At 34.7% G+C, this 22,244-nt stretch carries 24 protein-coding genes; 9 read left to right on the top strand and 15 right to left on the bottom strand.

The genetic code is table 11. The features are described 5' to 3' along the window. Window position 1: 1 nt before the first annotated feature. The 3 genes from AC0NBN_RS00280 to AC0NBN_RS00270 all read left to right on the top strand — a co-directional run bounded on the left by AC0NBN_RS00280 (window position 2) and on the right by AC0NBN_RS00270 (window position 1,943). Window positions 2-205 carry a hypothetical protein gene (locus AC0NBN_RS00280; RefSeq protein ID WP_160812475.1) on the top strand — a complete coding sequence of 68 codons (204 nt, stop codon included), beginning with the start codon at window positions 2-4 and terminating at the stop codon, window positions 203-205. A 68-nt stretch (window positions 206-273) separates the two neighbouring features. After that, window positions 274-1,101: an endonuclease/exonuclease/phosphatase family protein gene (locus tag AC0NBN_RS00275; protein ID WP_160812476.1), complete on the top strand. Its 828-nt coding sequence runs from the start codon at window positions 274-276 to the stop codon at window positions 1,099-1,101. Window positions 1,102-1,238: 137 nt separating this feature from the next. Further along, the gene (locus AC0NBN_RS00270) at window positions 1,239-1,943 is read left to right on the top strand and encodes an FKBP-type peptidyl-prolyl cis-trans isomerase (protein ID WP_143884854.1); all 705 of its coding nucleotides are present in this window, start codon (window positions 1,239-1,241) and stop codon (window positions 1,941-1,943) included. A 98-nt stretch (window positions 1,944-2,041) separates the two neighbouring features. Here AC0NBN_RS00270 and AC0NBN_RS00265 read toward each other — a convergent pair whose 3' ends face one another. The 5 genes from AC0NBN_RS00265 to clpB all read right to left on the bottom strand — a co-directional run bounded on the left by AC0NBN_RS00265 (window position 2,042) and on the right by clpB (window position 7,352). Next, window positions 2,042-2,683, bottom strand: coding sequence for a response regulator transcription factor (locus AC0NBN_RS00265; protein ID WP_143884855.1), 642 nt, complete (start codon window positions 2,681-2,683; stop codon window positions 2,042-2,044). Further along, complete coding sequence (locus AC0NBN_RS00260) at window positions 2,680-3,462, bottom strand: sensor histidine kinase (protein WP_143884856.1); 783 nt, start codon at window positions 3,460-3,462, stop codon at window positions 2,680-2,682. Before AC0NBN_RS00260 ends, AC0NBN_RS00265 begins: the two co-directional genes overlap by 4 nt. Beyond that, complete coding sequence (locus tag AC0NBN_RS00255) at window positions 3,438-4,091, bottom strand: hypothetical protein (protein WP_143884857.1); 654 nt, start codon at window positions 4,089-4,091, stop codon at window positions 3,438-3,440. Before AC0NBN_RS00255 ends, AC0NBN_RS00260 begins: the two co-directional genes overlap by 25 nt. Next, the gene (locus tag AC0NBN_RS00250; RefSeq protein WP_143884858.1) at window positions 4,091-4,579 is read right to left on the bottom strand and encodes a hypothetical protein; all 489 of its coding nucleotides are present in this window, start codon (window positions 4,577-4,579) and stop codon (window positions 4,091-4,093) included. The genes AC0NBN_RS00255 and AC0NBN_RS00250 overlap by 1 nt, the downstream gene beginning before the upstream one ends. 166 nt (window positions 4,580-4,745) lie before the next feature. Beyond that, entirely contained in the window at window positions 4,746-7,352 is a 2,607-nt protein-coding gene (gene clpB / locus AC0NBN_RS00245; protein WP_160812477.1) for an ATP-dependent chaperone ClpB, read from the bottom strand. Between the two features lie 435 nt (window positions 7,353-7,787). On the opposite strand from clpB, the gene AC0NBN_RS00240 reads away from it, so the two are divergent. The 3 genes from AC0NBN_RS00240 to AC0NBN_RS00230 all read left to right on the top strand — a co-directional run bounded on the left by AC0NBN_RS00240 (window position 7,788) and on the right by AC0NBN_RS00230 (window position 9,988). Continuing rightward, window positions 7,788-8,363 carry a TetR/AcrR family transcriptional regulator gene (locus AC0NBN_RS00240; protein WP_143884860.1) on the top strand — a complete coding sequence of 192 codons (576 nt, stop codon included), beginning with the start codon at window positions 7,788-7,790 and terminating at the stop codon, window positions 8,361-8,363. An 87-nt stretch (window positions 8,364-8,450) separates the two neighbouring features. Continuing rightward, on the top strand, window positions 8,451-9,470 hold the full coding sequence (locus AC0NBN_RS00235) for an LLM class flavin-dependent oxidoreductase (protein WP_160812478.1): 1,020 nt from the start codon (window positions 8,451-8,453) through the stop codon (window positions 9,468-9,470). Window positions 9,471-9,553: 83 nt separating this feature from the next. Next, a complete protein-coding gene (locus AC0NBN_RS00230) occupies window positions 9,554-9,988 on the top strand; it encodes a lipocalin-like domain-containing protein (RefSeq protein ID WP_143884862.1) in 435 nt (144 codons plus the stop codon). A gap of 35 nt (window positions 9,989-10,023) precedes the next feature. Here AC0NBN_RS00230 and AC0NBN_RS00225 read toward each other — a convergent pair whose 3' ends face one another. From AC0NBN_RS00225 to AC0NBN_RS00210, 4 genes are all read right to left on the bottom strand, one after another. Continuing rightward, window positions 10,024-10,494: a PH domain-containing protein gene (locus AC0NBN_RS00225; protein ID WP_143884863.1), complete on the bottom strand. Its 471-nt coding sequence runs from the start codon at window positions 10,492-10,494 to the stop codon at window positions 10,024-10,026. Window positions 10,495-10,564: 70 nt separating this feature from the next. Next, complete coding sequence (locus tag AC0NBN_RS00220) at window positions 10,565-13,603, bottom strand: AAA family ATPase (protein WP_160812479.1); 3,039 nt, start codon at window positions 13,601-13,603, stop codon at window positions 10,565-10,567. Window positions 13,604-13,764: 161 nt separating this feature from the next. Continuing rightward, a complete protein-coding gene (locus AC0NBN_RS00215; protein ID WP_160812480.1) occupies window positions 13,765-14,973 on the bottom strand; it encodes an exonuclease subunit SbcD in 1,209 nt (402 codons plus the stop codon). Beyond that, window positions 14,970-15,140, bottom strand: coding sequence for a hypothetical protein (locus AC0NBN_RS00210; protein WP_185147340.1), 171 nt, complete (start codon window positions 15,138-15,140; stop codon window positions 14,970-14,972). Before AC0NBN_RS00210 ends, AC0NBN_RS00215 begins: the two co-directional genes overlap by 4 nt. Window positions 15,141-15,477: 337 nt before the next feature. Between AC0NBN_RS00210 and AC0NBN_RS00205 the strand changes: the two genes are divergently transcribed. Then, window positions 15,478-15,729, top strand: a complete 252-nt coding sequence (locus tag AC0NBN_RS00205) for a VF530 family protein (RefSeq protein WP_160812513.1) — start codon at window positions 15,478-15,480, stop codon at window positions 15,727-15,729. Window positions 15,730-15,935: 206 nt separating this feature from the next. After that, entirely contained in the window at window positions 15,936-16,436 is a 501-nt protein-coding gene (locus tag AC0NBN_RS00200; RefSeq protein ID WP_160812481.1) for an FKBP-type peptidyl-prolyl cis-trans isomerase, read from the top strand. A 127-nt stretch (window positions 16,437-16,563) separates the two neighbouring features. Here AC0NBN_RS00200 and AC0NBN_RS00195 read toward each other — a convergent pair whose 3' ends face one another. From AC0NBN_RS00195 to folE, 4 genes are all read right to left on the bottom strand, one after another. Next, the gene (locus AC0NBN_RS00195; RefSeq protein WP_160812482.1) at window positions 16,564-16,941 is read right to left on the bottom strand and encodes a YchJ family protein; all 378 of its coding nucleotides are present in this window, start codon (window positions 16,939-16,941) and stop codon (window positions 16,564-16,566) included. A gap of 112 nt (window positions 16,942-17,053) precedes the next feature. Next, entirely contained in the window at window positions 17,054-18,520 is a 1,467-nt protein-coding gene (cysS, locus tag AC0NBN_RS00190) for a cysteine--tRNA ligase (protein ID WP_160812483.1), read from the bottom strand. 127 nt (window positions 18,521-18,647) lie between these two features. Then, window positions 18,648-18,815, bottom strand: a complete 168-nt coding sequence (locus AC0NBN_RS00185; protein ID WP_160812484.1) for a hypothetical protein — start codon at window positions 18,813-18,815, stop codon at window positions 18,648-18,650. Between the two features lie 130 nt (window positions 18,816-18,945). Beyond that, a complete protein-coding gene (gene folE / locus AC0NBN_RS00180) occupies window positions 18,946-19,611 on the bottom strand; it encodes a GTP cyclohydrolase I FolE (RefSeq protein WP_143884868.1) in 666 nt (221 codons plus the stop codon). 95 nt (window positions 19,612-19,706) lie between these two features. On the opposite strand from folE, the gene AC0NBN_RS00175 reads away from it, so the two are divergent. Next, window positions 19,707-20,861 (top strand): hypothetical protein, encoded by a 1,155-nt coding sequence (locus tag AC0NBN_RS00175; RefSeq protein ID WP_160812485.1) that lies wholly within the window; start codon window positions 19,707-19,709, stop codon window positions 20,859-20,861. A gap of 91 nt (window positions 20,862-20,952) precedes the next feature. On the opposite strand, the gene metF is transcribed toward AC0NBN_RS00175, so the two are convergent. Both metF and AC0NBN_RS00165 read right to left on the bottom strand, forming a co-directional pair. Next, a complete protein-coding gene (gene metF, locus AC0NBN_RS00170; protein WP_160812486.1) occupies window positions 20,953-21,912 on the bottom strand; it encodes a methylenetetrahydrofolate reductase [NAD(P)H] in 960 nt (319 codons plus the stop codon). A 30-nt stretch (window positions 21,913-21,942) separates the two neighbouring features. Continuing rightward, window positions 21,943-22,233, bottom strand: a complete 291-nt coding sequence (locus AC0NBN_RS00165) for a hypothetical protein (RefSeq protein WP_474466376.1) — start codon at window positions 22,231-22,233, stop codon at window positions 21,943-21,945. Window positions 22,234-22,244 lie beyond the last annotated feature (11 nt).

Raw genomic sequence — 22,244 nt, 5'->3', positions numbered from 1 at the left:
CATGAAAACCTATCTCGCCGTTTTGAAAAGCGATGTTGACTCCGAAGAATTCAGGGAATTTTTAAATCTTAAAAAAATAAAAATTCTTGATTACTATAAAGCCCTGCGAGTGTTTAAAATACAAAGTGATAAAAAACTAAATCCAAAAGATTTCAAAAAATTCTGTATAAGTATTGAAGAAGATCGGGATGATTTAACCATTTAATTACATCAAAAAAGTTTCTCTTTCGTTGAGAAACTTTATTTTTGTTTAAATTTAATACAACACCAAAAATGAATTTCAGGTTAACTACTCTACTTCTGCTATTTTTTTCGTTTATGTTTTCGCAAAACTTAAAAGTCATGTCATTTAATATCCGGCTGAATCTTGATTCTGACAAAGAAAATTCCTGGACTAACAGAAAACAAGATGCCATTGATCTGCTGAATTATTATCAGCCAGATTATTTTGGCGTGCAGGAAGCCCTTCCGGAACAAATGAAAGACATTAAAAACGGAATGCAAAACTACGAATATGTAGGCGTAGGAAGAGATGACGGAAAAGAAAAAGGTGAGTTTTCTGCCTTGTTTTATGATAAGGAGAAACTTCAGGTTGTAAAATCCGGAACTTTCTGGCTTTCTGAAACGCCGGAGAAACCGTCTAAAGGATGGGATGCTGCTTATAACAGAATTTGTACCTATGCTTTTTTTAAAGATAAAAAATCGAAAAAAGAATTTTTAGCAATGAATATTCATTTCGATCATGTAGGAAATGTGGCGAGAGTGAAGTCTGCAGATTTGATTCTGAAAAAAGCAAAAGAAATGAATCCTAAAAATCTCCCGGTCATTCTGAGCGGGGATTTTAATTTAACTGAAGAAACTGAGCCTGTACAAATACTTTCAAGAAATTTAGACGATACTTTTTATAAATCAGAAACCAAACATTATGGTCCTGTAGGAACTTTTACCGGATTTAATATCAATGAAATTCCCCAAAACAGAATTGATTATATTTTTGTAAAAGGCTTTACAATAAAATCTCACAGGCACATTAATGACCGAAGAGAAAATCTTCTGTATCCTTCTGATCATTTTCCTGTTTTGGTTGATCTGCAGTTTTAATCATAAATTAATCAAATCAACTATCAGATGATCAATTGAAAATTGTGGTAAAAAAATTATTTTGCAATAAGAAATTTCTATAATTAATGATAGATTTGCAGCGATTAAAATAATTTACTGATCAATAATAAATTTAAATGAAAAAACAGATTACTGCATTATTCTGCATAGCAGCATTAAGTGTTTCGTGTGATAAGAAAGATGGCACACAAGGAGACAGCAAGTATACGGATGACCAAAAAGCTTCTTACTATATCGGTCTTAATATTGCACAAAATATGAAGCAGGAAGGCTTCAAAGTAGATGCAGATCTTTTGGCACAGGCTATCAAAGAAGAAATGGAAGGCAAAGAAAAACTGATGCCTGCCGAAGAAATGAATACCTTTATGCAGGAATTTATGCAGAAGCAAAGTGAAAAGAAACATTCTGAAGCATTAGCACAGGCAGGGGAAAACAAGAAAAAGGGTCAGGAGTTTCTTGCCAAAAATAAAAGCAATCCTAAAGTAAAGACTACCGCATCCGGTTTACAATACGAAATATTACAGGAAGGAGATGGTACAACCAAACCTAAAGCATCAGATATTGTACAGGTAAAATATACCGGAAAACTGCTTGATGGAACTGTTTTTGATTCTACCGATAAAAATGGTGGCGCCCCAATGGATATCAACCTTGGTGCAGTCATAAAAGGATGGACGGAAGGTATCCAACTCATGAGTAAAGGATCTAAATACAGATTTTACATCCCTTCAGATTTAGCTTACGGAGACAACGGAGCCGGAGCAGCAATTCCGGCAGGTTCTACCATCATCTTTGATGTGGAATTGGTCAATATAAAATAAGCTGAAAAATTTTTCAGAATAATAAACAAAAAAAAGGAGTACAAAAACTCCTTTTTTTATTAAAAATACTAATCTTAGTGACAGAATAAGTTGATTGATTAAGATTCAGCAAAGCCATTTTTTAAAGCAAAAACTGCCAGTCCGACTCTTGTTTTCAACCCTAGTTTTTCACAAAGCTGATCGCGGTAACTTTCCACAGTTCGCGGACTGCAGAACATTTTTTCAGCAATCTCTTTATAACTGAGTTCGGTTGCCGTATAAGAAAGAAACTCTTTTTCTCTGTCGGAAATTTTCAGTTCTTTATCATTTTTATTACCATTAAGGGTGGAAAAAATGATTTTCTCTGCCCATTCAGGATAAAAAGTACCTTCAGATGAAAGCTTTGATAATGCATGTTCCAGATCTTTGGGATGCGTGTTTTTCAGCATATAGCCTTTTGCTCCGTATTTAATCATCTTGATAACACTTTGGTCATCGCCCTGCATACTGAGAGCCATAACCTTGATGTCCGGAAGATTTTTGCGAAGCCACTGAGCAGTTTCAAATCCATCCATAATCGGCATACTGATGTCTAAGAGTATAATATCCGGCTTTTCCTCAGTAGCCTGAAGTTTTTCGATAAGTGCTTTTCCGTTTTCTGCAACGCCTTTCACTGTAAAACCGGGAAAATTATTAATAATACTTTCAAGAGCTTTGGCTATCAGTAAATGGTCATCAACAATTATAATGGTTTTCTTCATGGCTTTATCTGTTTTATTTCAACAAAAGTTCCTTCATTTTCCCGACTGTGAAGTGTAAATTCTGCATCAATAATAGATGCCCGGTTTCTCATATTGGTAAGACCAATTCCGTTGGAAAGTGTGTTCTGAGTATCAAATCCTACTCCATCATCCCGAATCGCCAGCTTCCATCCCTCTTCGTCTGTTGTCTCTAATTTAATGAAAATATTGCTGCATTGAGCATGTTTTATGCTGTTTTGTATAAATTCCTGAGTAATTCTTAGCAAAACATTTTTATGAACAAAGTCTAAATCTAAAAGATCAATATTACTTTCAAAATGAATAGTACATTTCTGCAGTGAGTTGGCATTGCTTACCTCTTCCTGAATTAAGGTTTTAATGTCTTTTTTTGTAATATTATCATCTGTAAGCGTTTTAGAAAGACTTCTTAAATCCTGAAGCGACTGATTGAGGATCTGTGAAACCTGATCTATCCGTTCGCTTTCTTCGGGCGCTCTGTTTTCATAAAGAAGCTGTTGCGTATAAAGACTTGCTAAAACAAGCTTCTGACCAATATTATCGTGCAGCTCCCTCCCGATCTGTTGCATGGTTGCCTTTTGTATTTCAACCTGCGTAGCAAGAAGCTCTCTTTGATGAATTTCATTTTTTATCTGAATTTCAGTAAGATATTCTGCCTTTCTTTGTTTGTATTTTTTTATATAAACCATTACGGCGACAATAAAAAATACAAAGAAAATGTTGAATAAAATAATCGTTAAGAATAATTCTGTTTCCCCCATATAAAAGAACTTGCAAACATAAGATACATAATAACCGCCGAAGCCTGAAAATACAAAGTATATATGCCCCAGATTTGTTTGTGCTCGTGAATCTGAAGATAAAACGTCCAGTAAGGCAGTGTCCCGATATAAAATAAAGTTACTCCGAGATTGGTATAAAACATAGGATTTTTAGCAAATTCCAGAATACGATCCGAATTGACTTGTTTATAATATTCCAAGACTACCAAAAACATCAACAAAACGCTTCCAAATGTATAATTGAAAGAGAAAATATATTTGTTTTTTAAAAAATAAAGCTCATTGGGTATATAGGCTAATAAAAAAACAGCTGTAAAAATCCAGAACAATACTTTTTTCTTTAAAGAGACATAAGCATACAGCCAAAAGAAAAATATAAATTCTAATGGTATTACAAAATAGTTGAAAAATAGATGCATAGGAAACGGACTGTATTTTACGCCATATTTCCCAAAGGCTTCACAACAAAAAATAAACACCAGATATCCCGCAAAATAGCTGTACAGACTTTTACTTTTTCTAATGAAAGTCATGACAACAGCAATGAATGCTGCCAAACCTTCTGAAACAATCATCACATTCTGCAGCAACAAATGTATCTCAGACATTAATACGACTCTACAATTGAATTTCCCGGCGGAATAAGCGCTCCGTGATTCTGAGCAACCGCTCTGCCTGAAACTTCAAGAGTTACAGCCAACGCATGAGAACTGTCTTCATAAGGATTAAAATCATAATTAAGATCATCCTTCTTTTTTGTAGGAACCATGATAAGGGTATGCCTTTTTGCATAATCAGCAGGAATAGGCTCTTGCGGGTCTTCAGGATAAGCTGCATAGTAAAAACGAATTCCCAAATCTTCTGTTCTTACTTCAGGATCTACTTCATAAGCTTCTTTCTCAATATCTGCAATAAACTTTTTTAATGTTACCATATCAAACCAAATAGCATTAGCATCCTCCATTCCCATACATTCATTAATCGCCATAAGCTGATTATTACGGTAATTATCTACCTGGCTTTGTATTACTTCCGTAGGGATAACATTAGGTTCTCCAAGTCCTTTCTTTACTTTTGTTTCAGCGTTGTTTTCCATATTATTTTGTTTTAAAAATGTCAACGCAAATTAATGAAAAAATAGGATATATTGCTTTTTAACTGGTTAAAATTCCCTGATTTTATCGTACTTCGACAAAAAAATAAGTGCCGCAGATTACTCTACAGCACTTATCATAAAAATAATATATATGAAAAAAAACTACTTATAAATCTGTCGGTCTGAAAACCAAACCTGTTTCATCAAAATAATCCAGAGTGATTCTGTCGCCATCGTTCACTTTTCCGGCTAGAATTTCTCTTGATAATTTGTTTAAAACTTCCTGCTGAATTACTCTTTTCAACGGTCTTGCCCCGAACGCAGGATCATATCCTTTATTCATCAGGTAATCTACTGCGTCTTGTGTTGCCGTCATAATGATATTTCTTTTCGACAGCATATCATTAAATCCTCTCAGCTGATAGGTAACGATTTTTCCGATTTCCTTTTTTCTCAATGGCTGGAACAGTACAACCTCATCAATTCTGTTTAAGAATTCCGGACGGAGCGTCTGTTTCAAGAGATCAAAGACTTCATCTTTTGCTTCATCTAAAGTTTCAGGACTGATATTATCATCTTTGTCACGCTGAGCGGAGTCGAAGCGTTCCTGAATAAGGTGCGAACCTAAATTCGAAGTCATAATGATAATCGAATTTTTGAAATTCACCACTCTTCCTTTGTTATCGGTTAATCTTCCGTCATCCAAAACCTGTAACAAAGTATTGAAAACATCAGGATGTGCTTTTTCAATTTCATCTAAAAGAACCACAGAATACGGTCGTCTTCTCACGGCTTCCGTTAATTGTCCGCCTTCATCATAACCAACGTATCCCGGAGGCGCACCTACCAATCTCGAAACACTGTGACGCTCCTGATATTCGCTCATATCAATTCGCGTCATATTATTTTCATCATCAAATAAAAACTCCGCTAAAGCTTTTGCCAGCTCAGTTTTTCCAACTCCCGTTGTTCCTAAGAATAAGAATGACCCGATTGGTTTCTTATCATCACTCAATCCCGCTCTGTTTCTTCGGATCGCATCAGCAACGGCTGTAATTGCTTCGTCCTGTCCAACTACTCTGTGATGAAGTTCGGTCTCCAGATTCAATAACTTTTCTCTTTCAGACTGAAGAAGTTTCGTTACAGGAATTCCGGTCCATTTAGCAATCACTTCAGAGATATTTTCAGAAGTTACTTCTTCTTTAATCAATTCATTCTGATGGTTTTGCATTTCGATTTCAAGCTTTTTCAACTCTTCCTCTTTCTCACGCAGTTTTCCGTATTGTATTTCCGCTACTTTGGCGTAATCTCCTGCTCTTGAAGCTCTTTCTGCCTCCAGTTTCAGAGATTCTATATCTTTTTTAATCTGCGTTAAATCTTCAGATTTTTGCTTTTCTTTCAGCCATTTGGCGTTGATTTCATTTCTCTGTTCAGAAATTTTCGCAATATCTTCTTTTAAATGATCGATTTTTGTCTGGTTCCCTTCTCTTGAAATTGCAGCCAGTTCAATTTCCATCTGCATTAATTTTCTGTCTAAAACGTCCAGTTCTTCAGGTTTTGAATTGATTTCCATTCTCAATTTTGCTGAAGCTTCATCAATTAAATCAATCGCTTTATCCGGTAAAAATCGGTCTGAAATATATCGTTGAGACATTTCCACCGCCGCAATAATCGCCTCATCTTTGATTCTTACTTTGTGGTGCGCTTCATATTTATCTTTAATTCCACGAAGAATAGAAATTGCCGATTCTGTATCCGGTTCTTCCACCATTACCTTCTGGAAACGTCTTTCTAAAGCTTTATCTTTTTCAAAATATTTCTGATATTCATTCAAAGTGGTTGCACCGATCGCTCTCAATTCTCCTCTCGCTAAAGCTGGTTTCAGAATATTTGCCGCGTCCATTGCGCCTTCACCGCCTCCGGCTCCGACCAAAGTATGGATTTCATCAATAAAAAGAATGATCTGTCCGTCAGATTTAATCACTTCATTCACCACGGATTTCAGACGCTCTTCAAACTCACCTTTGTATTTTGCACCGGCAATCAAAGCACCCATATCCAATGAATACAATGTCTTATCCACCAGGTTTTCAGGAACATCACCGCTGATAATTCTGTGGGCAATTCCTTCCGCAATCGCCGTTTTACCAACACCGGGTTCACCAATCAGAATCGGATTGTTTTTGGTTCTTCTCGAAAGAATCTGCAATACTCTTCGGATTTCTTCATCACGACCAATTACGGGATCCAATTTTCCTTCTGCTGCTAATTCGTTGAAGTTTTTTGCATATTTATTTAAGGACTGATAGGTTTCTTCCGAACTTGCAGAAGTTGCTTTCGAGCCTTTTCTTAATTCTTTAATTCCCCCTTCCAAAAGACTTTTGGTCACGCCCATATCTTTCAGCATTTTCGAAACTTCGGAATTTGTTTCCAACAACGAAAGCCATAAATGCTCAATCGTTACATATTCATCGCCCATTTTTTTAGCGATATTGGGTGCATCAAGCAAAACTTTATTCGCTGATTGTGAAATGTAAATATTTCCTCCCATTACTTTCGGAAGTTTTTCTAAATTATCACGGTTGCGTTCTCTAACTAAAGCCGCATCTGCTTCGGATTTTTTCAACAAAAAAGGCGAAATATTTTCATCTACCTGAAAAATTCCTTCCAGTAAATGTTGAGGCTCAATCTGTTGGTTACCAAATTCCATTGCTACCTGTTGTGCAGCCTGGATGGCTTCCTGTGATTTTACGGTATATTGATTTAAATTCATATTGTTTATAATTGATGTTTAACTAATGACAAATAATTTTAAAATATGCATCAAATTCTGTTCAATTCTCACTGTTAAAAGATGATATTTGTTTCAAAAAAAGCATTAAGAAAATAATTCAGTCTCAGTTTGTACGTTGTCATCTTCATCTTCTTAATGCTTATCAATCATTTATTCTGAAACGATTATCACAAAAAGCATTCTATTATTAATTTTCCAAAAATAAAAGACAAAATTTCCGAATATTACAATTAAAGAACTGTGTTTTAAGACAAAATTTCCGAAATCAGTTTTTAAATTATATTTTTTACGGGAAACTCTCAACTTTTAATGTTCTTATTCATATCAGTTGGGATAACTAAAAATTACAACGAACAAAATCAATATTAAAAAGGAGACTTTTAGCTAAAGAATATATATTTTTGCATTGAAATCATGGAGTTAAAAGAAAAACAGATCAAAATACTCGAAGTTGCTGTAGAACTTTTTAAAGAAAAAGGCTATGTTGGAAGTTCAATGAGAGATTTGGCAACCAAACTGAATATTAAGGCTGCTTCACTATATGCGCATATCCGCTCAAAGGAAGAAATTCTGGAATGGATATGTTTTGGTGTTGCTCATGATTTTTTCAAGAAGCTAAAAGAGGTAAAAAACACTGAAGTTTCCGCACACGAAAAGCTTAATCTTTTTATTGACAACCATCTTTCTATCGTTTTAAAAAACCGGGATGTAACCCACATTTACTCCAACGAATGGAAACATCTTGAAGAAAGACTTCCCGAGTTTGTCTCTCTAAGGAAAAATTACCAGCAGGAAGTAGAACAACTGATTTCGGATATTTATAAAGCCGAAAACTGGGAACTGAAATCTCCTGCCTTCACTACGAGATTCATTCTTCACACTTTAAACAATTCATATTTCTGGTTTAAAAGAAATACAGAAAGCACTTCGGAAATCACCGATGAAATCCGGGATAAAATCCTTTTTGGGCTTTTAGGAAATCAAAAATAGCTGTTTAGGGAGAGTCACCGTTCTTACCATTCATCAATGTTTTTGAATTTTCATTGATCTAAATTTGCTGTATCTAAAATTAACAATATGGAATTAGGAATAGGAATGTTTGGCGACTTAGCTTTTGACCAAACTACCGGAAAATATAAAGATGCAGGCATCAAAATCCGTGAAATCATTGAGCAGGTAAAACTAATGGATGATGTGGGAATTGATGTTTTTGCAATGGGAGAACATCACCGCCCGGACTACGCCGTTTCTTCACCGGAAATGGTTTTGGCAGCCGCAGCAAGTGTTACCAAAAACATTAAATTGGCAAGCGGAGTTACGGTTTTAAGCTCTTCCGAACCCGTAAAAGTATATGAAGATTTTGCAACATTAGATTTAATTTCTGATGGCAGGGCAGAAATCTATGTAGGTCGTGGGAGTTTTATAGAATCATTTCCTTTGTATGGATACTCACTGAATGATTACGAGCAGCTTTTTGATGAAAAGCTGGAACTTTTATTAAAAATAAATTCAGAAGAAAATGTTTCATGGTCTGGAGAACTTCGGGCTCCGATGCAAAATCAAACGGTATATCCGAGAGCAAAAAACAATGGAAAACTTCCGATCTGGAGAGCCGTTGGCGGAACACCACAATCTGTTTTGAGTGCTGCCAAACTGGGAATGCCTTTAGTTGTTGCAATTATTGGAGGAATGCCGATTCAGTTTAAAAATTTAATTGAATTTTATAAACAGGAATACCTGAAAGCTGGTCATCCTGAGTCTGAAATGCAGATTGCCATTCACTCGCATACTTTTGTAAGTGATGATAAAAAAGTTATTGAAGGTTATTTTTACAATTATAAATCTCAGATGGACAGAATCGGAAAGTCCAGAGGCTGGGCTCCTTATACCAAAATGCAGTATGAAAGCGGCAGAAGCGAAGACGGAGCATTATTTATCGGAAATCCGGATGAAGTTGCAGATAAAATAAATTACATAAAAGAAATTTTCGGAATCACAAGATTTATCGGTCACATGGACGTAGGCGCACCGGAAGACGATGTAATGAGAAAATCTATTGAATTGTTTGGAACGGAAGTAAAAAATCAGTTGAAATAAACTGTAGATTTTTGTCTACGCAGTATTATTTATTTCCATAACAAAGGAAAAATTGATAAATTCGCAGCGTTAAAAATTCAAATATGAAAAAAATATTAATGATGTCTTTAGGCGTTTTTGCGCTTATGTCATGCTCTAATGACGATGAAAACGAAAATGCTGTATCAATCGTAGGAACATGGAAAGAAAGTAAAATTGTGATTTACAACGGAACTAATAATGCTGTATTAGACACAGAATTACCAGATGACTGCGACAAAAAAAACACTTACGAATTTACATCCAACGGAATTTTAAATTCAAAGATATTCTATACAAAATCTGATGGCATATGTGAAGAAGACGGATTTTTTTCTGAAAGCTATACTTATGACCCTGCAACAAAAAAGATAACAGTTGCCGGAACCACCACCGATGTCATACAGCTTACTCAAAACGAGCTTCAAATTGTTTATGATGTGAATGACGAAAATGGAGATGGTGTGGATGATCAAGTTGTCATGTTTATGTATAGATAATAGTTCAACAAAGAGAATAAATTAATTCCGCATCTTTACTGATGCGGAATTTTTATATCCTTTTCAGCATCAAGTTCTGATTTATATTCGTTCAGCAGATCAGCAAGTTTTTTTGCAGACATTCCGTAAGTATCGGGAAAGGCTCCTGTTTTCGATTTCATATTAACAGATTCCAGAAGCTTTTGGTCAAGATCAAAAACCACCATTTTATTAATGAAAATACTTTTGGTTCTAAAACCGCTTACAGCCTGCCACGGTATAAAGGTCACCCTGAATAAATTTTTCATCTCTATTCCTCTTTCATCAATTTTCAAGTAGGCAGAATCAGGAATCAGGTTAATGATGAAAATTAACAAGCAGATTCCGAAGAAAACAATGTTCAGAATTCCGATCAGCATGTTTTTTTCCAGCAATGAAATTCCTAGACCAACAAAGCCTGCACTTATCACTGTAAGAATAATAGTTTTAATTTTTGACGGTTTTAGAATAATAGGTAAGTTTTGCATAATATTTTTTAATGTTCAAAAATAGGAAACTATATCAACAATTTACAAAATAAACCTGTAAGGTTTTTAATTAAGAAACCTCAATCAAACTTCCCTTTTCCTCATCTTTTGTAATATTCAGTGAAACCGGAATTTTCTCTTTCAGCTCTTCCACGTGCGAAATAATTCCTACAATACGGTTCTCTTTCTGCAGATTCATCAGCGTTTCAAACACGATATTCACCGATTCCAGATCCTGAGTTCCGAAACCTTCATCAATAAAAAAGAAGTTTTTCTCCGATTGAGCATTCGTTTGCACACTTTCTGCCAAAGCCAGCGCAAGACTCAAAGAAACCTGAAAAGCCTGTCCTCCCGAAAGCGTTTTTACACTTCGGCTTCGTCCTTCATTCAGATAATCAATGATTTCAAAATCGTTATTTTCATTCAATTGTAAGCTCAGCTGATTTCTGGTCATCCTATGAAAACGTACATTGGAGTGGTCACATAACTGGCGAAGATAAATTGAAGAAACATACTGCACAAAACCGGCTCCTTTAAAAAGACTGGTCATGATTTTCAGATTTTCTGCACGTTTCTGAAGCTGCGCCAAATCCTTCAAAAGATTTTCCTTTTTCCTGAATTCTTTTTCTAATCTTTCAATTTCAGTTGCGATCTTTACCACAGAATCATTGGTTGTTTTTAAATCTTTTTCAAAAGTTCTAAACTGATTTTCAATGGCTAAAAATTCTTCCTCGTTAAATGAAAAGTCTTTAAGCTTATTTTCCAGTTCAAGAATACTGTTTCTCAGCGTTTCAAACTGAATCCTGAACTGCTGAATCTGATTTCTTATTTCCTGAACATTGATTTCCTGAGCAAGAATTTGCTGGATTTCCTCCAAAGTGCTGAATTGCTGTTCAGATAAAGCTTTTCCAATCTGATTTTTATTCTCTGAAATTTCTTTTTCCAGTTCGGAAATCCGTTTTTCCAATTGATGAACAACCGTTTTTTGCTCGGCTAATTTGGGTGAAATTTCTTTCTCGTTTTTAATTAATTGATTGTAATCCTGTTCGGTTTCAAGGTTTGATTTTGCGAGTTTATGATAAATTTCTTCCACATCAACAATCGTTTTATCTTTGTAATCAACCCATTGCAATGCTTTTAAATTGGTTTCATTCGTCTTGATTTGCTCTTCTTTTTTTGCTTCATCAAGCCTGAATTTTTCCAAAGCTTTATTGTAACTGTCAAGATTTTGCCTTTCTTTATCCAGATTTTTTTGCTCTGAAGAAATTTGCTGATTCAGTTCATCCATTTGTTTTTCAATGGTGAAAGATTGTTGTCTTTTTTGCTCAAAATCACCTTGATTTTCCGGATTAAATTCTACCCAGTTGAAATTTTTTAAATGTATATCTAAGTTATTTTGAATCTGTTTTAAACTTCCTTCTTCTGATTTCAACTGTTCTTCAAAAATCTTTTTACGGTCAAGAATTTTTTCGATTTCCAATGACTGTTTCCGAATGTTTTCTTCCTTAATTTCCAACTGCTCAATCTGCTTCTGAATATCATTTAATTCTGAATTTACATCATCAAAATGTACAATATTCGGATGTTCCAAAGCACCACAAAGCGGACAAAATTCTCCCTCGTGCAATTCGTTGGCAAAGTGAGCCAGTTTCTGTTGAACATCAAGATGATTCTTTTTTTCAGAAAGGTTTTTTTTCTGATTTTCTAAAACTTCAATCTGATTCTTAAAATCATTTTTAAATGTTTCAGGATTAATTTCAAAAGGCTTTAATTCATCGGGGATCTTTTCGATTTCAAATTTTTTTAAACGAATTTTCTCTGATTGAATATCCAAAATTTCCTTTAATTTTTTGTTTTCTGAAAACCAATTTCCTACGTTCAGAAGTAAAGTAGAATCTAATTTTTTCGTTTTTAAAAGCTCTGCATTTTTTGAAAGTTCTTCAATCTTGTTTTGAATTAATTTTTGGTTGGCTTCAACTTCTTTTACTTTTTCCGACCCTTTTGTTGTTCGTTCTTTTAAAGCTGTAATTTCCTCAGAAAATTTCAGCATCTGAAGAATCAGACTCAAATCATTTTCCTGGATCTTAGATTGATGTAAAGCTTCATATTTCGGTTGAATTGCAGAAAGTTTATTCCTGATATTTTCAGACTGAATTTCTGTTTCCTGCATAATTTTGAACTGTTGTTCTCTATTTCTCTGCTGTTCAGAAATTTCCTTGAGAAGTTTGTTGTTCTCAGAAATTAAAGGTGTGAAAATCCTGAAAATTTTATCGTAAATTTCGGTCTTTGTTTCTAAAATATCAATCTCAGATTTCTTTTGAGTTAGTTTTTCAAAATCTGATCTTTTCTGATGCAAAAGTTCAAAATCTTCTTTCAAAGTTTTCAGCTTCACATATTTCTGTTCCGTTTCTCTGAAAACTTTCTGTACTTCTTCAAATTTTTGCTGCTCAATTTTTAGATGTTCTTTCTGATCTGAAATTTGTTCTTCATTGATCTCTTCAAAACCTTTTAACTGACCTTCCAACTGGTCGAGTTCCGATCTGTTTTTTGCATTTAAAATTGCAACATTATTCTGCAAATCAAAACGCTGAAGACCAAAAATTTCTTTCATCATATTGGTTCGGTCTGTTGCGCCAAGTTCCAAAAACTCTTTAAACTGCCCTTGAGGAATAATTATGGTTCGCTTAAAATTCGCATAACTCAAACCAATCACTTTTTCAGCATTTGAATGCTCCAATGGAATCCAGTTTTCATTTTTCCATTCGTAAAAAGTAACGGTGGGCGTTTTTACATCTTCAAAATTCTTAGAATTTCGTCTGAATTCTCTTGTTGCACGGAATTTTTTGTTTTCATAATTCAAAAAATCAAACTCAATATAGGATTTGTTCGATTTCAGATTCATCATGTTGTAAGCACGTTTATCTCTTGCATTCAGGCGTTCTGTTTCGCCATAAAGAGCAAAAGAAATAGCTTCCAAAATAGAAGATTTTCCTGAACCTACCGAACCGAAAATACCGAACAAGCCGGCTTCCGTAAGATTTTCAAAATCAATTTTCTGCCGTTCCTGATAAGAATATAGACCTTCTAAAGTCAATTGAATTGGAATCATAAGAGAATATTTAAAATTTAAACCAATAAGTTGATTTAGGAAGTGAAGAAATAATTAAGATTTTGAGAGCAAAATTAAGAAATGAATCTTAAGAAATTTATTTCTCTTAACTCATCTGAACAACTTAATATTTCTTAATGTTTAAAAATATTTTAATTAAATTATTTTTCGGAAACGATTTCATTAAATAAATTAATGAGTTCTTCATTTGCATCCTGACCACCGTTTTTTGATTTAAAATAATCTTTGAATAAAGTTTGTATATCCTGACTGAGATTAATCTCACTCAGTTTATTTTCATCAAATTGCTGATGTTTAAATTTAGGAATCAAATATATAATTCCGTTGTGTGCCTTATAAATCTTTTTTCGCTCTTCTGCTTTTAAAAAAGTCTGACTTTCTATAGTAATTTCTACCAGAGAATCAGGGTTCTCCTGAAGCCATTCTACTGTTTTTTCCACACAGTCAAAGGTCTTTCTTTCCAGACATCTTCCGTTTTTTACAGCAATTTTTTCAAATGAAACCTGCTTATCGGGTTCCGCTTCAATAATTGATACATATTTGGTCTGCCCCGCTTCGCTAAAGCTATAGCAAAGAGGTGACGAAGAATAAACAACCGGTTTTTCATCGGTTCCGATATTTTGAAAACGATGCAGATGCCCCAAAGCGGCATAATGAATCTGTGGAGGAATGATATCTGAAAAAATCAGGTCAGCATTGCCTATTTTAATAGGCTTCTCCCCTTCCGGTTCATCCAACATAGGTTCGCCTTTTTTATTCATATATAAATGCGTCATCAGAAGATTGACTCCGTTATCATCACAAAATTCATCAGCCGTTTTTTTCCAGTGTTCTGCTAAAACAGCATTCAGTTCACTTGCTTTATTTTCTCCGAAATATTCTTTCAGACGGATTTCATTGGCATAAGGCGTGTGAAGAATTCTGACAGGAAAATTCTGATTTTGAAGTTGCAGCTCGATAAATCCTTCTGCAGATTTTGAAATTCTAAAATGCTCCAGTTCAAAAGGATGAACGGTCGCTTTTGGATGACCTATTAAAATGATTCCGCATTCTCTTGCAAGAGGATCCGGTGCATCAATCAAGTTTGGAGAATCATGATTTCCTGAAATGGCAATGACGGGCCGTCTTCCGTTTAAAGATAAACGCTTTAAAGTTTTATAAAAAAGTTCTACTGCTTCAACGCCCGGATTGAAATTATCAAACAAATCTCCGGCAATTAAAACCAAATCAACATTCTGTTCATCAGCAATCTGAATGATTTCGTCCATAACCAAAACCTGCTCTTCCAATCTGGAAAAACGGTCGAGACGTTTACCTAAATGCCAATCGGCAGTATGTAGAATTTTCATAAAATTTTCGTTTCCTCTTCCTGTTGAGCTGCTAATTTAGCCTTTGTATTCTCGCGCATTTCCTTTAATCGGTTTTTTCTTTTCAATTCAGCTTCCTGAATTTTACGCTTTTTATTGTCGATTTTCTTTTTATGCAGTTTTCTGTTGGCATCGGTATTTCTGCTCATTTCAACTTAAAATTGGTATTGCTAAATTAATCTATTCTGAAGAGAAAACTTTACTAATTGATAAGAGCTTAGTTAAAATCTATTGTTTTATATTCGAAATTACTATGACATTATCATCAAACCCGATGTTAATCTTAAATTTAAACGCAAAGTTTTTAACGCAAATAGTAAGAATGCAAGGCAAATAAAATTTGCTTCGCAGAGCTTGAAAATACAGGAACTTTCAATTTAAAGCAAAACTGTTTATTCCTTCTTGCGTTTTGCTTTTTTGAACAACTCATTAAAGTGAAAGAAATATTAAATTTCACAAAAAATGAATTCTTATCTTTACATCATTATGGAACAGCAGTCTAAAGATCCGCTTCACGGAAAAAGGCTTGATGCAATTCTGGAAGACTTGGTAGAATATTATCATGGTTTTGAGAAATTGGGCGAGCAAATCAACATTAAATGTTTTACCGACAATCCGAGCATAAGTTCTTCGTTGAAATTTTTGAGAAAAACACCATGGGCAAGAACTAAAGTTGAAAGTCTGTACCTGTATGTTTTAAGACAAAAGAAAAAAGAAGAAAAAAATAAAGAAAAGTGAAGCCTGAAAATACTGATTCATTTTTGCCCGTTAAATTCGTATTGAATGCTTTTTCGAAAAGTGGAGTTACAATATTTCTTTTAAAAAAAACACTGACTTGATATTTTAAATAAAGTTAAATAAACTCGCTCATTCCGATCAATCATTTCAAAAAGATTATATTTGTACGGTTAATCGTGATGAATTTTCACGGAAAAAAGAAAAATATGACAATTGAAAACAATCATGTGGTAGCTGTAAAGTATATTCTTCACACTATCGAAGAAGACGGAAGCAAGATTTTGGTAGAAGAAACTACAGCAGAAAATCCACTTACATTTTTATATGGTGTAGGAATGATGATTCCTAAATTTGAGCAGAACATTCTAGGTCTGAAAGCAGGTGATAAAGCAGATTTTACCATTCAGCCAGAAGAAGCTTACGGTCAAAAACAGGAAGATGCAATTGCACAGCTTCCGATTGACATGTTCCAGGAAAGCGGAATTCCGCCTGTGGGAGCTATTTTACCTTTATCTGACAATCAGGGAAATAATTTTCAGGCATTCGTAGTAGAGGTTACTCCTGAAGTTGTTGTGGCAGATTTGAATCATCCAATGGCAGGTAAAGTTTTGGACTTCCAGGTAGAAGTATTAAATACAAGACCTGCAACTGAAGAAGAATTATCACATGGTCACGCTCACGGAATTGACGGAAACGAAGGTCATTAAAAAAATCTTCTAAATAATATAAAATGTCCGGCAGAAATGCTGGACATTTTTATTAATATTGATCTGTTGAAAGAAAATATCAAAAAAAAATCTTTAGTAATACAAAATAATGTACCTCAGTTTTTATTTACTCTAAAAACTCACCGTTCACATAAAACCACCGGTTCTGAATCATTTTAAATACAGATAATTCGTGATGAATTTGTTTCCGTCCGTTTTCATCTGTATAATAAGCTTTGAATTCCACTCTGTTCAAAGATGGTTTATTTACGATTTCCAGTTTTGTCCATTGATTACTTTCACCCCATTCCTGCAAATCTTTGGTGTTATGAAACTGTCTTTTACTCGGCGCAGTAGTTTCCATTAAGTACGTTCCATTCGGAATAGCAAATGCAGAATACCTTGACCGCATCAAAGCTTCTGCTGTTGGAGCATTTTTTTCTTTTGTATGGTATGGTTTACAGCATTCTTCATAGATTTTACCGGAGCAGCACGGACAGTTCATTACAGATATTTTAAAGGCAAAAATCGTTAAAAATATATATTGTTGAAATAATTATAACTATAAATTTAAATCCCGATACTTTTGTACCGGGATTATTTAAATTTTACGGGTTTTAATTTACAACATACGTCGTACCATCTCTTCCGTCTTTCAGCTCAATGCCTTCTGCAAGAAGTTTATCACGAATCTGATCGGATAGTTCAAAGTTTTTTGATTTTCTTGCCTGATTTCTCAATTCAATCAGAACTTTTAAGGTCTGATCCAATTTTTCATTATTGTTTTCTTCAATGGTCTGAAGTCCCAAAACATCGAAAACCAAAGCATGTAAAGTAGATTTCAGTTCCTCTAAATCTTTCGTTGAAATAGTTTCTTTGCCATCATTCAAAGCAAAAATATATTTTACCGCTTCAAATAAATGCGCAATCAGAACCGGAGAATTAAAATCATCCGTTAATGCGTCATACGCTTTGTTTTTCCACTCTTCAATACTGAAACCGGATTGCTTTTCGTTATTAGGAGTGATACTGTCCACAAGTTTGATCGCTTCCATCAATCTTATGAAACCTTTTTCACTCGCCATCATTGCATCATTTGAAATGTCTAAAACACTTCTGTAATGTGCCTGCAAAAAGCAGAAGCGAACAATTGAAGGATGGAAAGGCTTTTTAAAGAAATCATTTTCCCCTGTTACCAACTGCATCGGCAGAATATAATTTCCGGTAGACTTGCTCATACGCTGAGAATTCATCGTCAACATATTAGCGTGCATCCAGTAGTTTACAGGAGAAGCATCATTGCAGGCTTTTCCCTGTGCGATTTCACATTCGTGGTGCGGAAATTTAAGATCCATTCCGCCTCCGTGAATATCAAAAGTTTCTCCCAAATATTTTGTACTCATTGCAGTACATTCCAGATGCCATCCCGGAAAGCCTTCGCCCCAAGGCGAGTTCCATCTCATGATGTGTGCCGGAGAAGCCTTTTTCCACAATGCGAAATCCTGCGGATTTTTCTTTTCGCCTTGTCCGTCCAAATCACGGGTATTGGCAAAAAGTTCTTCGATATTTCTTTTTGAAAGTTCACCATAATTCAAGCCTCTTCTGTTGTATTCCAACACATCGAAATACACAGAACCGTTGCTTTCGTAAGCGAATCCTCTTTCAATTAACTTTTGAGTCAGCTCAATCTGCTCTACGATATGACCGGTTGCAGTCGGTTCAATATTCGGAGGGAGCAAATTGAACATATCCAGAACTTTATGAAAATCTACCGTGTATTTCTGTACGATTTCCATTGGTTCTAGCTTTTCAAGACGGGTCTGTTTCACGAATCTGTCGTTATTTACGTCTCCATCGTCGGTAAGATGACCTGCATCGGTGATATTTCTTACATATCTTACTTTGTAACCCAAATGCATCAAACTTCTGTAGATAAAGTCGAAAGAAAGGAAAGTTCTTACATTTCCCAAGTGTACATTGCTGTAAACCGTCGGTCCACAAACGTACATTCCGACATTTCCTTCTAAAATCGGCTTGAATATTTCTTTTTCGCCCGCAAGCGAGTTGTATATTTTTAGTTGCATTTATTTAATTTGATTTAATGATTTTAAATTTAGTCTAAAGTTTATTGATTAAAAGATTTTCACCTTTTAACAGCAGGTATAGCAGCAACAAATAATAGTTGTTACAAATATCTTGTCTGAAACTTTTTTAAATTTTATCATTTATTTTATTTTTTAAATAAGATGAAATTTTTCTATAAAAATTAACTTCTCCACCCTTTAAATCTACATTATCCGTTGGAAAAATTGTAATTCCAATCGTAAGTGTTTGATGTAAAGAAATTAAAATTTCATCAACATTAAAATCGTAATACATTGTTTCCAAACCATCATCAATCTTCTTAATCAGAACTCCTTTAAATTGATTTGTAATTTCTTTTACAAAAAATCAAATATAGGATTATTAACTTCATTGTAAAGATAAATTTCAAATTTTGGCATAGCAATTAATCCAGTTTAGCATGACTTCCTACATAATGCAGAAACTCCTGTCTTGTGATAGGATTGGTTCTGAAAATTCCGCTTAATTCTGCGGTAATCGTAGAACTTGCGGTATCCTTTATTCCTCTGCAATTAACGCAAAGGTGTTTTGCATCAATGATGCAGGCTACGTCTTTTGTTCCTAAAGCTTCTTTTAAAGCATTGACAATCTGCATCGTCAGTCTTTCCTGAACCTGTGGTCTTTTTGCGTAGTAATCCACAATCCTATTGATTTTCGAAAGACCGATTACTTCACCGTTCGAAATGTAAGCAACATGCGCCCTTCCGATGATCGGCAAGAAATGATGCTCACAAAATGAATATACGGTGATATCTTTTTCCACCAACATCTGGCGGTATTTATATTTATTTGAAAACGTGGAAATTCCCGGTTTGTTTTCAGGAAGAAGTCCCCCGAAAATTTCATTTACATACATCTTGGCAACACGTCTCGGAGAATCTTTTAAGGAGTCATCGGTCATGTCTAAGCCAAGGGTTTCCATAATCTCTCCAAAAAGTTCGGTAATTTTTTCTATTTTTTCTTCCGGCGATTTCTCAAAAGCATTTTCACGAATCGGCGTATGCTCTTTTCCTGTGAAAATATCATCATCGTTATCGGTAAAATCAACCATTTTTATTTAATTTGCACAAAAATACGGATTATATCTTTTTAAATAATTTCAATTTAGACGAAAATATCATCTTTTAACCTATCACAAAACAAAATATGATCACTGTTGAAAAAGTACATACTGAAAGTCAAAAGAAAGAATTTCTGGAATTCCCCGTTAGGCTTTATCAGCATAATGATCATTATATAAGACCTTTGGATCAAGATCTTGAATCTATTTTCAGTCCCGAAAAAAATAAATTTTACAAAGATGGTGAATGCGAAAGATTTCTTTTTAAAAATGCTAAGAATGAAACTGTAGGAAAAGTTGCCGTTTTCATTAACAAAACTTATCAGCAACAACAGCCCACCGGCGGAATCGGTTTTTTCGACTGTATCAATGATCAGGAAACAGCAAATTTCATTTTTGATCATTGCAAAAACTGGCTTCAGGAAAGAGGCATGGAAGCGATGGACGGACCAATAAATTTCGGGGAACGCGATAAATTCTGGGGATTGGTTATTGAAGGTTTTCTTGAACCTTTGTACGGAATGAATTACAATTTCCCTTATTACAAGGATCTTTTTGAAAGTTATGGTTTTAAAATTTATTTTGAACAGCTATGTTTTTCAAGACCTATTTTCGCTGAAGTTTCGAGGCTTTTTACATTAATGCACGCCAAACACAGTAAAAATCCTGATCTTTCTGCAAAACCCATGACGAAAAACAATCTGGAGAAATTTGCCAAAGATTTCACCGAAATTTATAACAAAGCATGGGCTGCACACGGCGAAGGAAAATGTATGCAGGAATCTAAAGTGCTGAAAATGTTCAAAACGATGAAACCCATCATTAATGAACATATTTCATGGTTTGTTTATGAAAACGAAAAACCGATTGCCATGTGGATGAATCTTCCGGATACGAATCAGTGGTTTAAATATCTGAACGGGAAATTCGGAATTTGGGAGAAGCTGAAGTTTCTCTGGATCAAACAGTTTAAGAAGAACGAAAAAATGGTGGGTCTTGTTTTCGGTGTCGTTCCTGAATGGCAAAGGAAAGGTCTTGAAGGCTACATGATCTGGGAAGGAACACAACATTTGAGAAAACATACAGATTTTAAAGTCACAGAAATGCAGTGGATCGGAGATTTTAATCCCAAAATGATTAAAATTGCGGAAAATCTTGATACTACCGTTACCCGAAAATTAGCAACATACCGTTATCTTTTTGACAGGAATAAGGAGTTTGAAAGACATCCTGTTTTATGATTTATAGGGTTTCGGCGGCTTCGCCGCCGAAACCCTATAAAAAAAGTTCTGCAGAAATGCAGAACTTTAAACTATTCATATTTTATTTGATTCAGAATAACGCTCCCGCTACTTTTTTAATATTATCGCTTTTCCCCATCGAATAAAAATGCAGAACAGGAACTTCAAATTTCAGCAATTCTCTGCATTGCGCAATTGCCCATTCGATTCCGATTTGTTTTACGGCTTCATTATTTTTGGCATTTTCCACTTCATTAATGAGTTCTTCCGGAAGATCAATTTTAAAAATCTGCGGTAAAACCTTTAAATGCTTTTTCGTAGCAATCGGTTTAATTCCCGGAATAATAGGAACCGTGATTCCCATTTCACGGGCTTTTTTCACAAATTCGATAAATTTTTTATTATCAAAAAACATTTGGGTCACGATATAGTCTGCTCCTGCATCAACTTTTTGCTTCAGCCATTTCAGATCATAATTCATTGAAGGTGCTTCCATGTGCTTTTCGGGATAACCGGCAACGCCGATGCAGAATTTATTATGTTCATCACAAATTTCATCCTGATTATGGAGATATTTTCCTCTTCCCAGATCATTAATCTGGTGAACCAATTCCATTGCACTTCCGTGACCACCCTGAGTCGGCTCAAAATACTGATGTCCTTTCATCGCATCGCCTCTGAGAGCCATCACGTTATCAATTCCGAGATACATACAGTCTACCAGAAGATATTCTGTTTCCTCTTTGGTAAAACCTCCGCACAGCAAATGCGGAACGGTATCTACATTATATTTATGCTGAATTGCCGCACAAATTCCCAACGTTCCGGGACGCATTCTTGTAATTCTGCGTTCCATTAATCCGTTTCCTTTGTCGATATAAATATATTCTTCTCTGGAAGTGGTAACGTCGATGAACGGCGGTTTAAATTCCATTAAAGGATCAATATTTTTATAAAGATCTTCAATCCCAATTCCTTTTTGGGGCGGAACAACTTCAAGAGAAAATAACGTTTTTCCGTTTGCGTTTTTTATATGGTCTGTGATTTTCATTTATTTATAGCTGATAATTTGTATGGGGTTTTAATTTTTATAAATCCATTCTGTTGTTAAAATATTCGATTCTCCACACTGAGTATAAGAATCTAAAGGAAAAGAAATTTTAAAACGGTATTTTCTGTTTTTGAAACTGTCAAAAAACTTCTCGCTTTGCAGCACTTCAAAGTCTGACTTCATATTTACCTCATAAAAATGAATTTTATCTGGTTGAAGATTTCTGCTTTTATCTTTAAATGAGAAACAGTCAATATCCTTATTCCCAAGGTTTGCTTTTTCAAAAGCCTGACTTTCCTCATTGTAAAATTCGAGAGCCACTAATCTTATGT

This window comes from Chryseobacterium sp. L12 (genome assembly GCF_056133985.1).
This window is presented reverse-complemented; position numbering and strand designations above follow the sequence as displayed.

Coding starts and splice junctions, on each gene's coding strand:
- AC0NBN_RS00280 (WP_160812475.1), top strand. CDS start 2: ATGAAAACCTATCTCGCCGTTTTGAAAAGCGATGTTGACTCCGAAGAA.
- AC0NBN_RS00275 (WP_160812476.1), top strand. CDS start 274: ATGAATTTCAGGTTAACTACTCTACTTCTGCTATTTTTTTCGTTTATG.
- AC0NBN_RS00270 (WP_143884854.1), top strand. CDS start 1,239: ATGAAAAAACAGATTACTGCATTATTCTGCATAGCAGCATTAAGTGTT.
- AC0NBN_RS00265 (WP_143884855.1), bottom strand. CDS start 2,683: ATGAAGAAAACCATTATAATTGTTGATGACCATTTACTGATAGCCAAA.
- AC0NBN_RS00260 (WP_143884856.1), bottom strand. CDS start 3,462: ATGGGGGAAACAGAATTATTCTTAACGATTATTTTATTCAACATTTTC.
- AC0NBN_RS00255 (WP_143884857.1), bottom strand. CDS start 4,091: ATGTCTGAGATACATTTGTTGCTGCAGAATGTGATGATTGTTTCAGAA.
- AC0NBN_RS00250 (WP_143884858.1), bottom strand. CDS start 4,579: ATGGAAAACAACGCTGAAACAAAAGTAAAGAAAGGACTTGGAGAACCT.
- clpB (WP_160812477.1), bottom strand. CDS start 7,352: ATGAATTTAAATCAATATACCGTAAAATCACAGGAAGCCATCCAGGCT.
- AC0NBN_RS00240 (WP_143884860.1), top strand. CDS start 7,788: ATGGAGTTAAAAGAAAAACAGATCAAAATACTCGAAGTTGCTGTAGAA.
- AC0NBN_RS00235 (WP_160812478.1), top strand. CDS start 8,451: ATGGAATTAGGAATAGGAATGTTTGGCGACTTAGCTTTTGACCAAACT.
- AC0NBN_RS00230 (WP_143884862.1), top strand. CDS start 9,554: ATGAAAAAAATATTAATGATGTCTTTAGGCGTTTTTGCGCTTATGTCA.
- AC0NBN_RS00225 (WP_143884863.1), bottom strand. CDS start 10,494: ATGCAAAACTTACCTATTATTCTAAAACCGTCAAAAATTAAAACTATT.
- AC0NBN_RS00220 (WP_160812479.1), bottom strand. CDS start 13,603: ATGATTCCAATTCAATTGACTTTAGAAGGTCTATATTCTTATCAGGAA.
- AC0NBN_RS00215 (WP_160812480.1), bottom strand. CDS start 14,973: ATGAAAATTCTACATACTGCCGATTGGCATTTAGGTAAACGTCTCGAC.
- AC0NBN_RS00210 (WP_185147340.1), bottom strand. CDS start 15,140: ATGAGCAGAAATACCGATGCCAACAGAAAACTGCATAAAAAGAAAATC.
- AC0NBN_RS00205 (WP_160812513.1), top strand. CDS start 15,478: ATGGAACAGCAGTCTAAAGATCCGCTTCACGGAAAAAGGCTTGATGCA.
- AC0NBN_RS00200 (WP_160812481.1), top strand. CDS start 15,936: ATGACAATTGAAAACAATCATGTGGTAGCTGTAAAGTATATTCTTCAC.
- AC0NBN_RS00195 (WP_160812482.1), bottom strand. CDS start 16,941: ATGAACTGTCCGTGCTGCTCCGGTAAAATCTATGAAGAATGCTGTAAA.
- cysS (WP_160812483.1), bottom strand. CDS start 18,520: ATGCAACTAAAAATATACAACTCGCTTGCGGGCGAAAAAGAAATATTC.
- AC0NBN_RS00185 (WP_160812484.1), bottom strand. CDS start 18,815: ATGTATTACGATTTTAATGTTGATGAAATTTTAATTTCTTTACATCAA.
- folE (WP_143884868.1), bottom strand. CDS start 19,611: ATGGTTGATTTTACCGATAACGATGATGATATTTTCACAGGAAAAGAG.
- AC0NBN_RS00175 (WP_160812485.1), top strand. CDS start 19,707: ATGATCACTGTTGAAAAAGTACATACTGAAAGTCAAAAGAAAGAATTT.
- metF (WP_160812486.1), bottom strand. CDS start 21,912: ATGAAAATCACAGACCATATAAAAAACGCAAACGGAAAAACGTTATTT.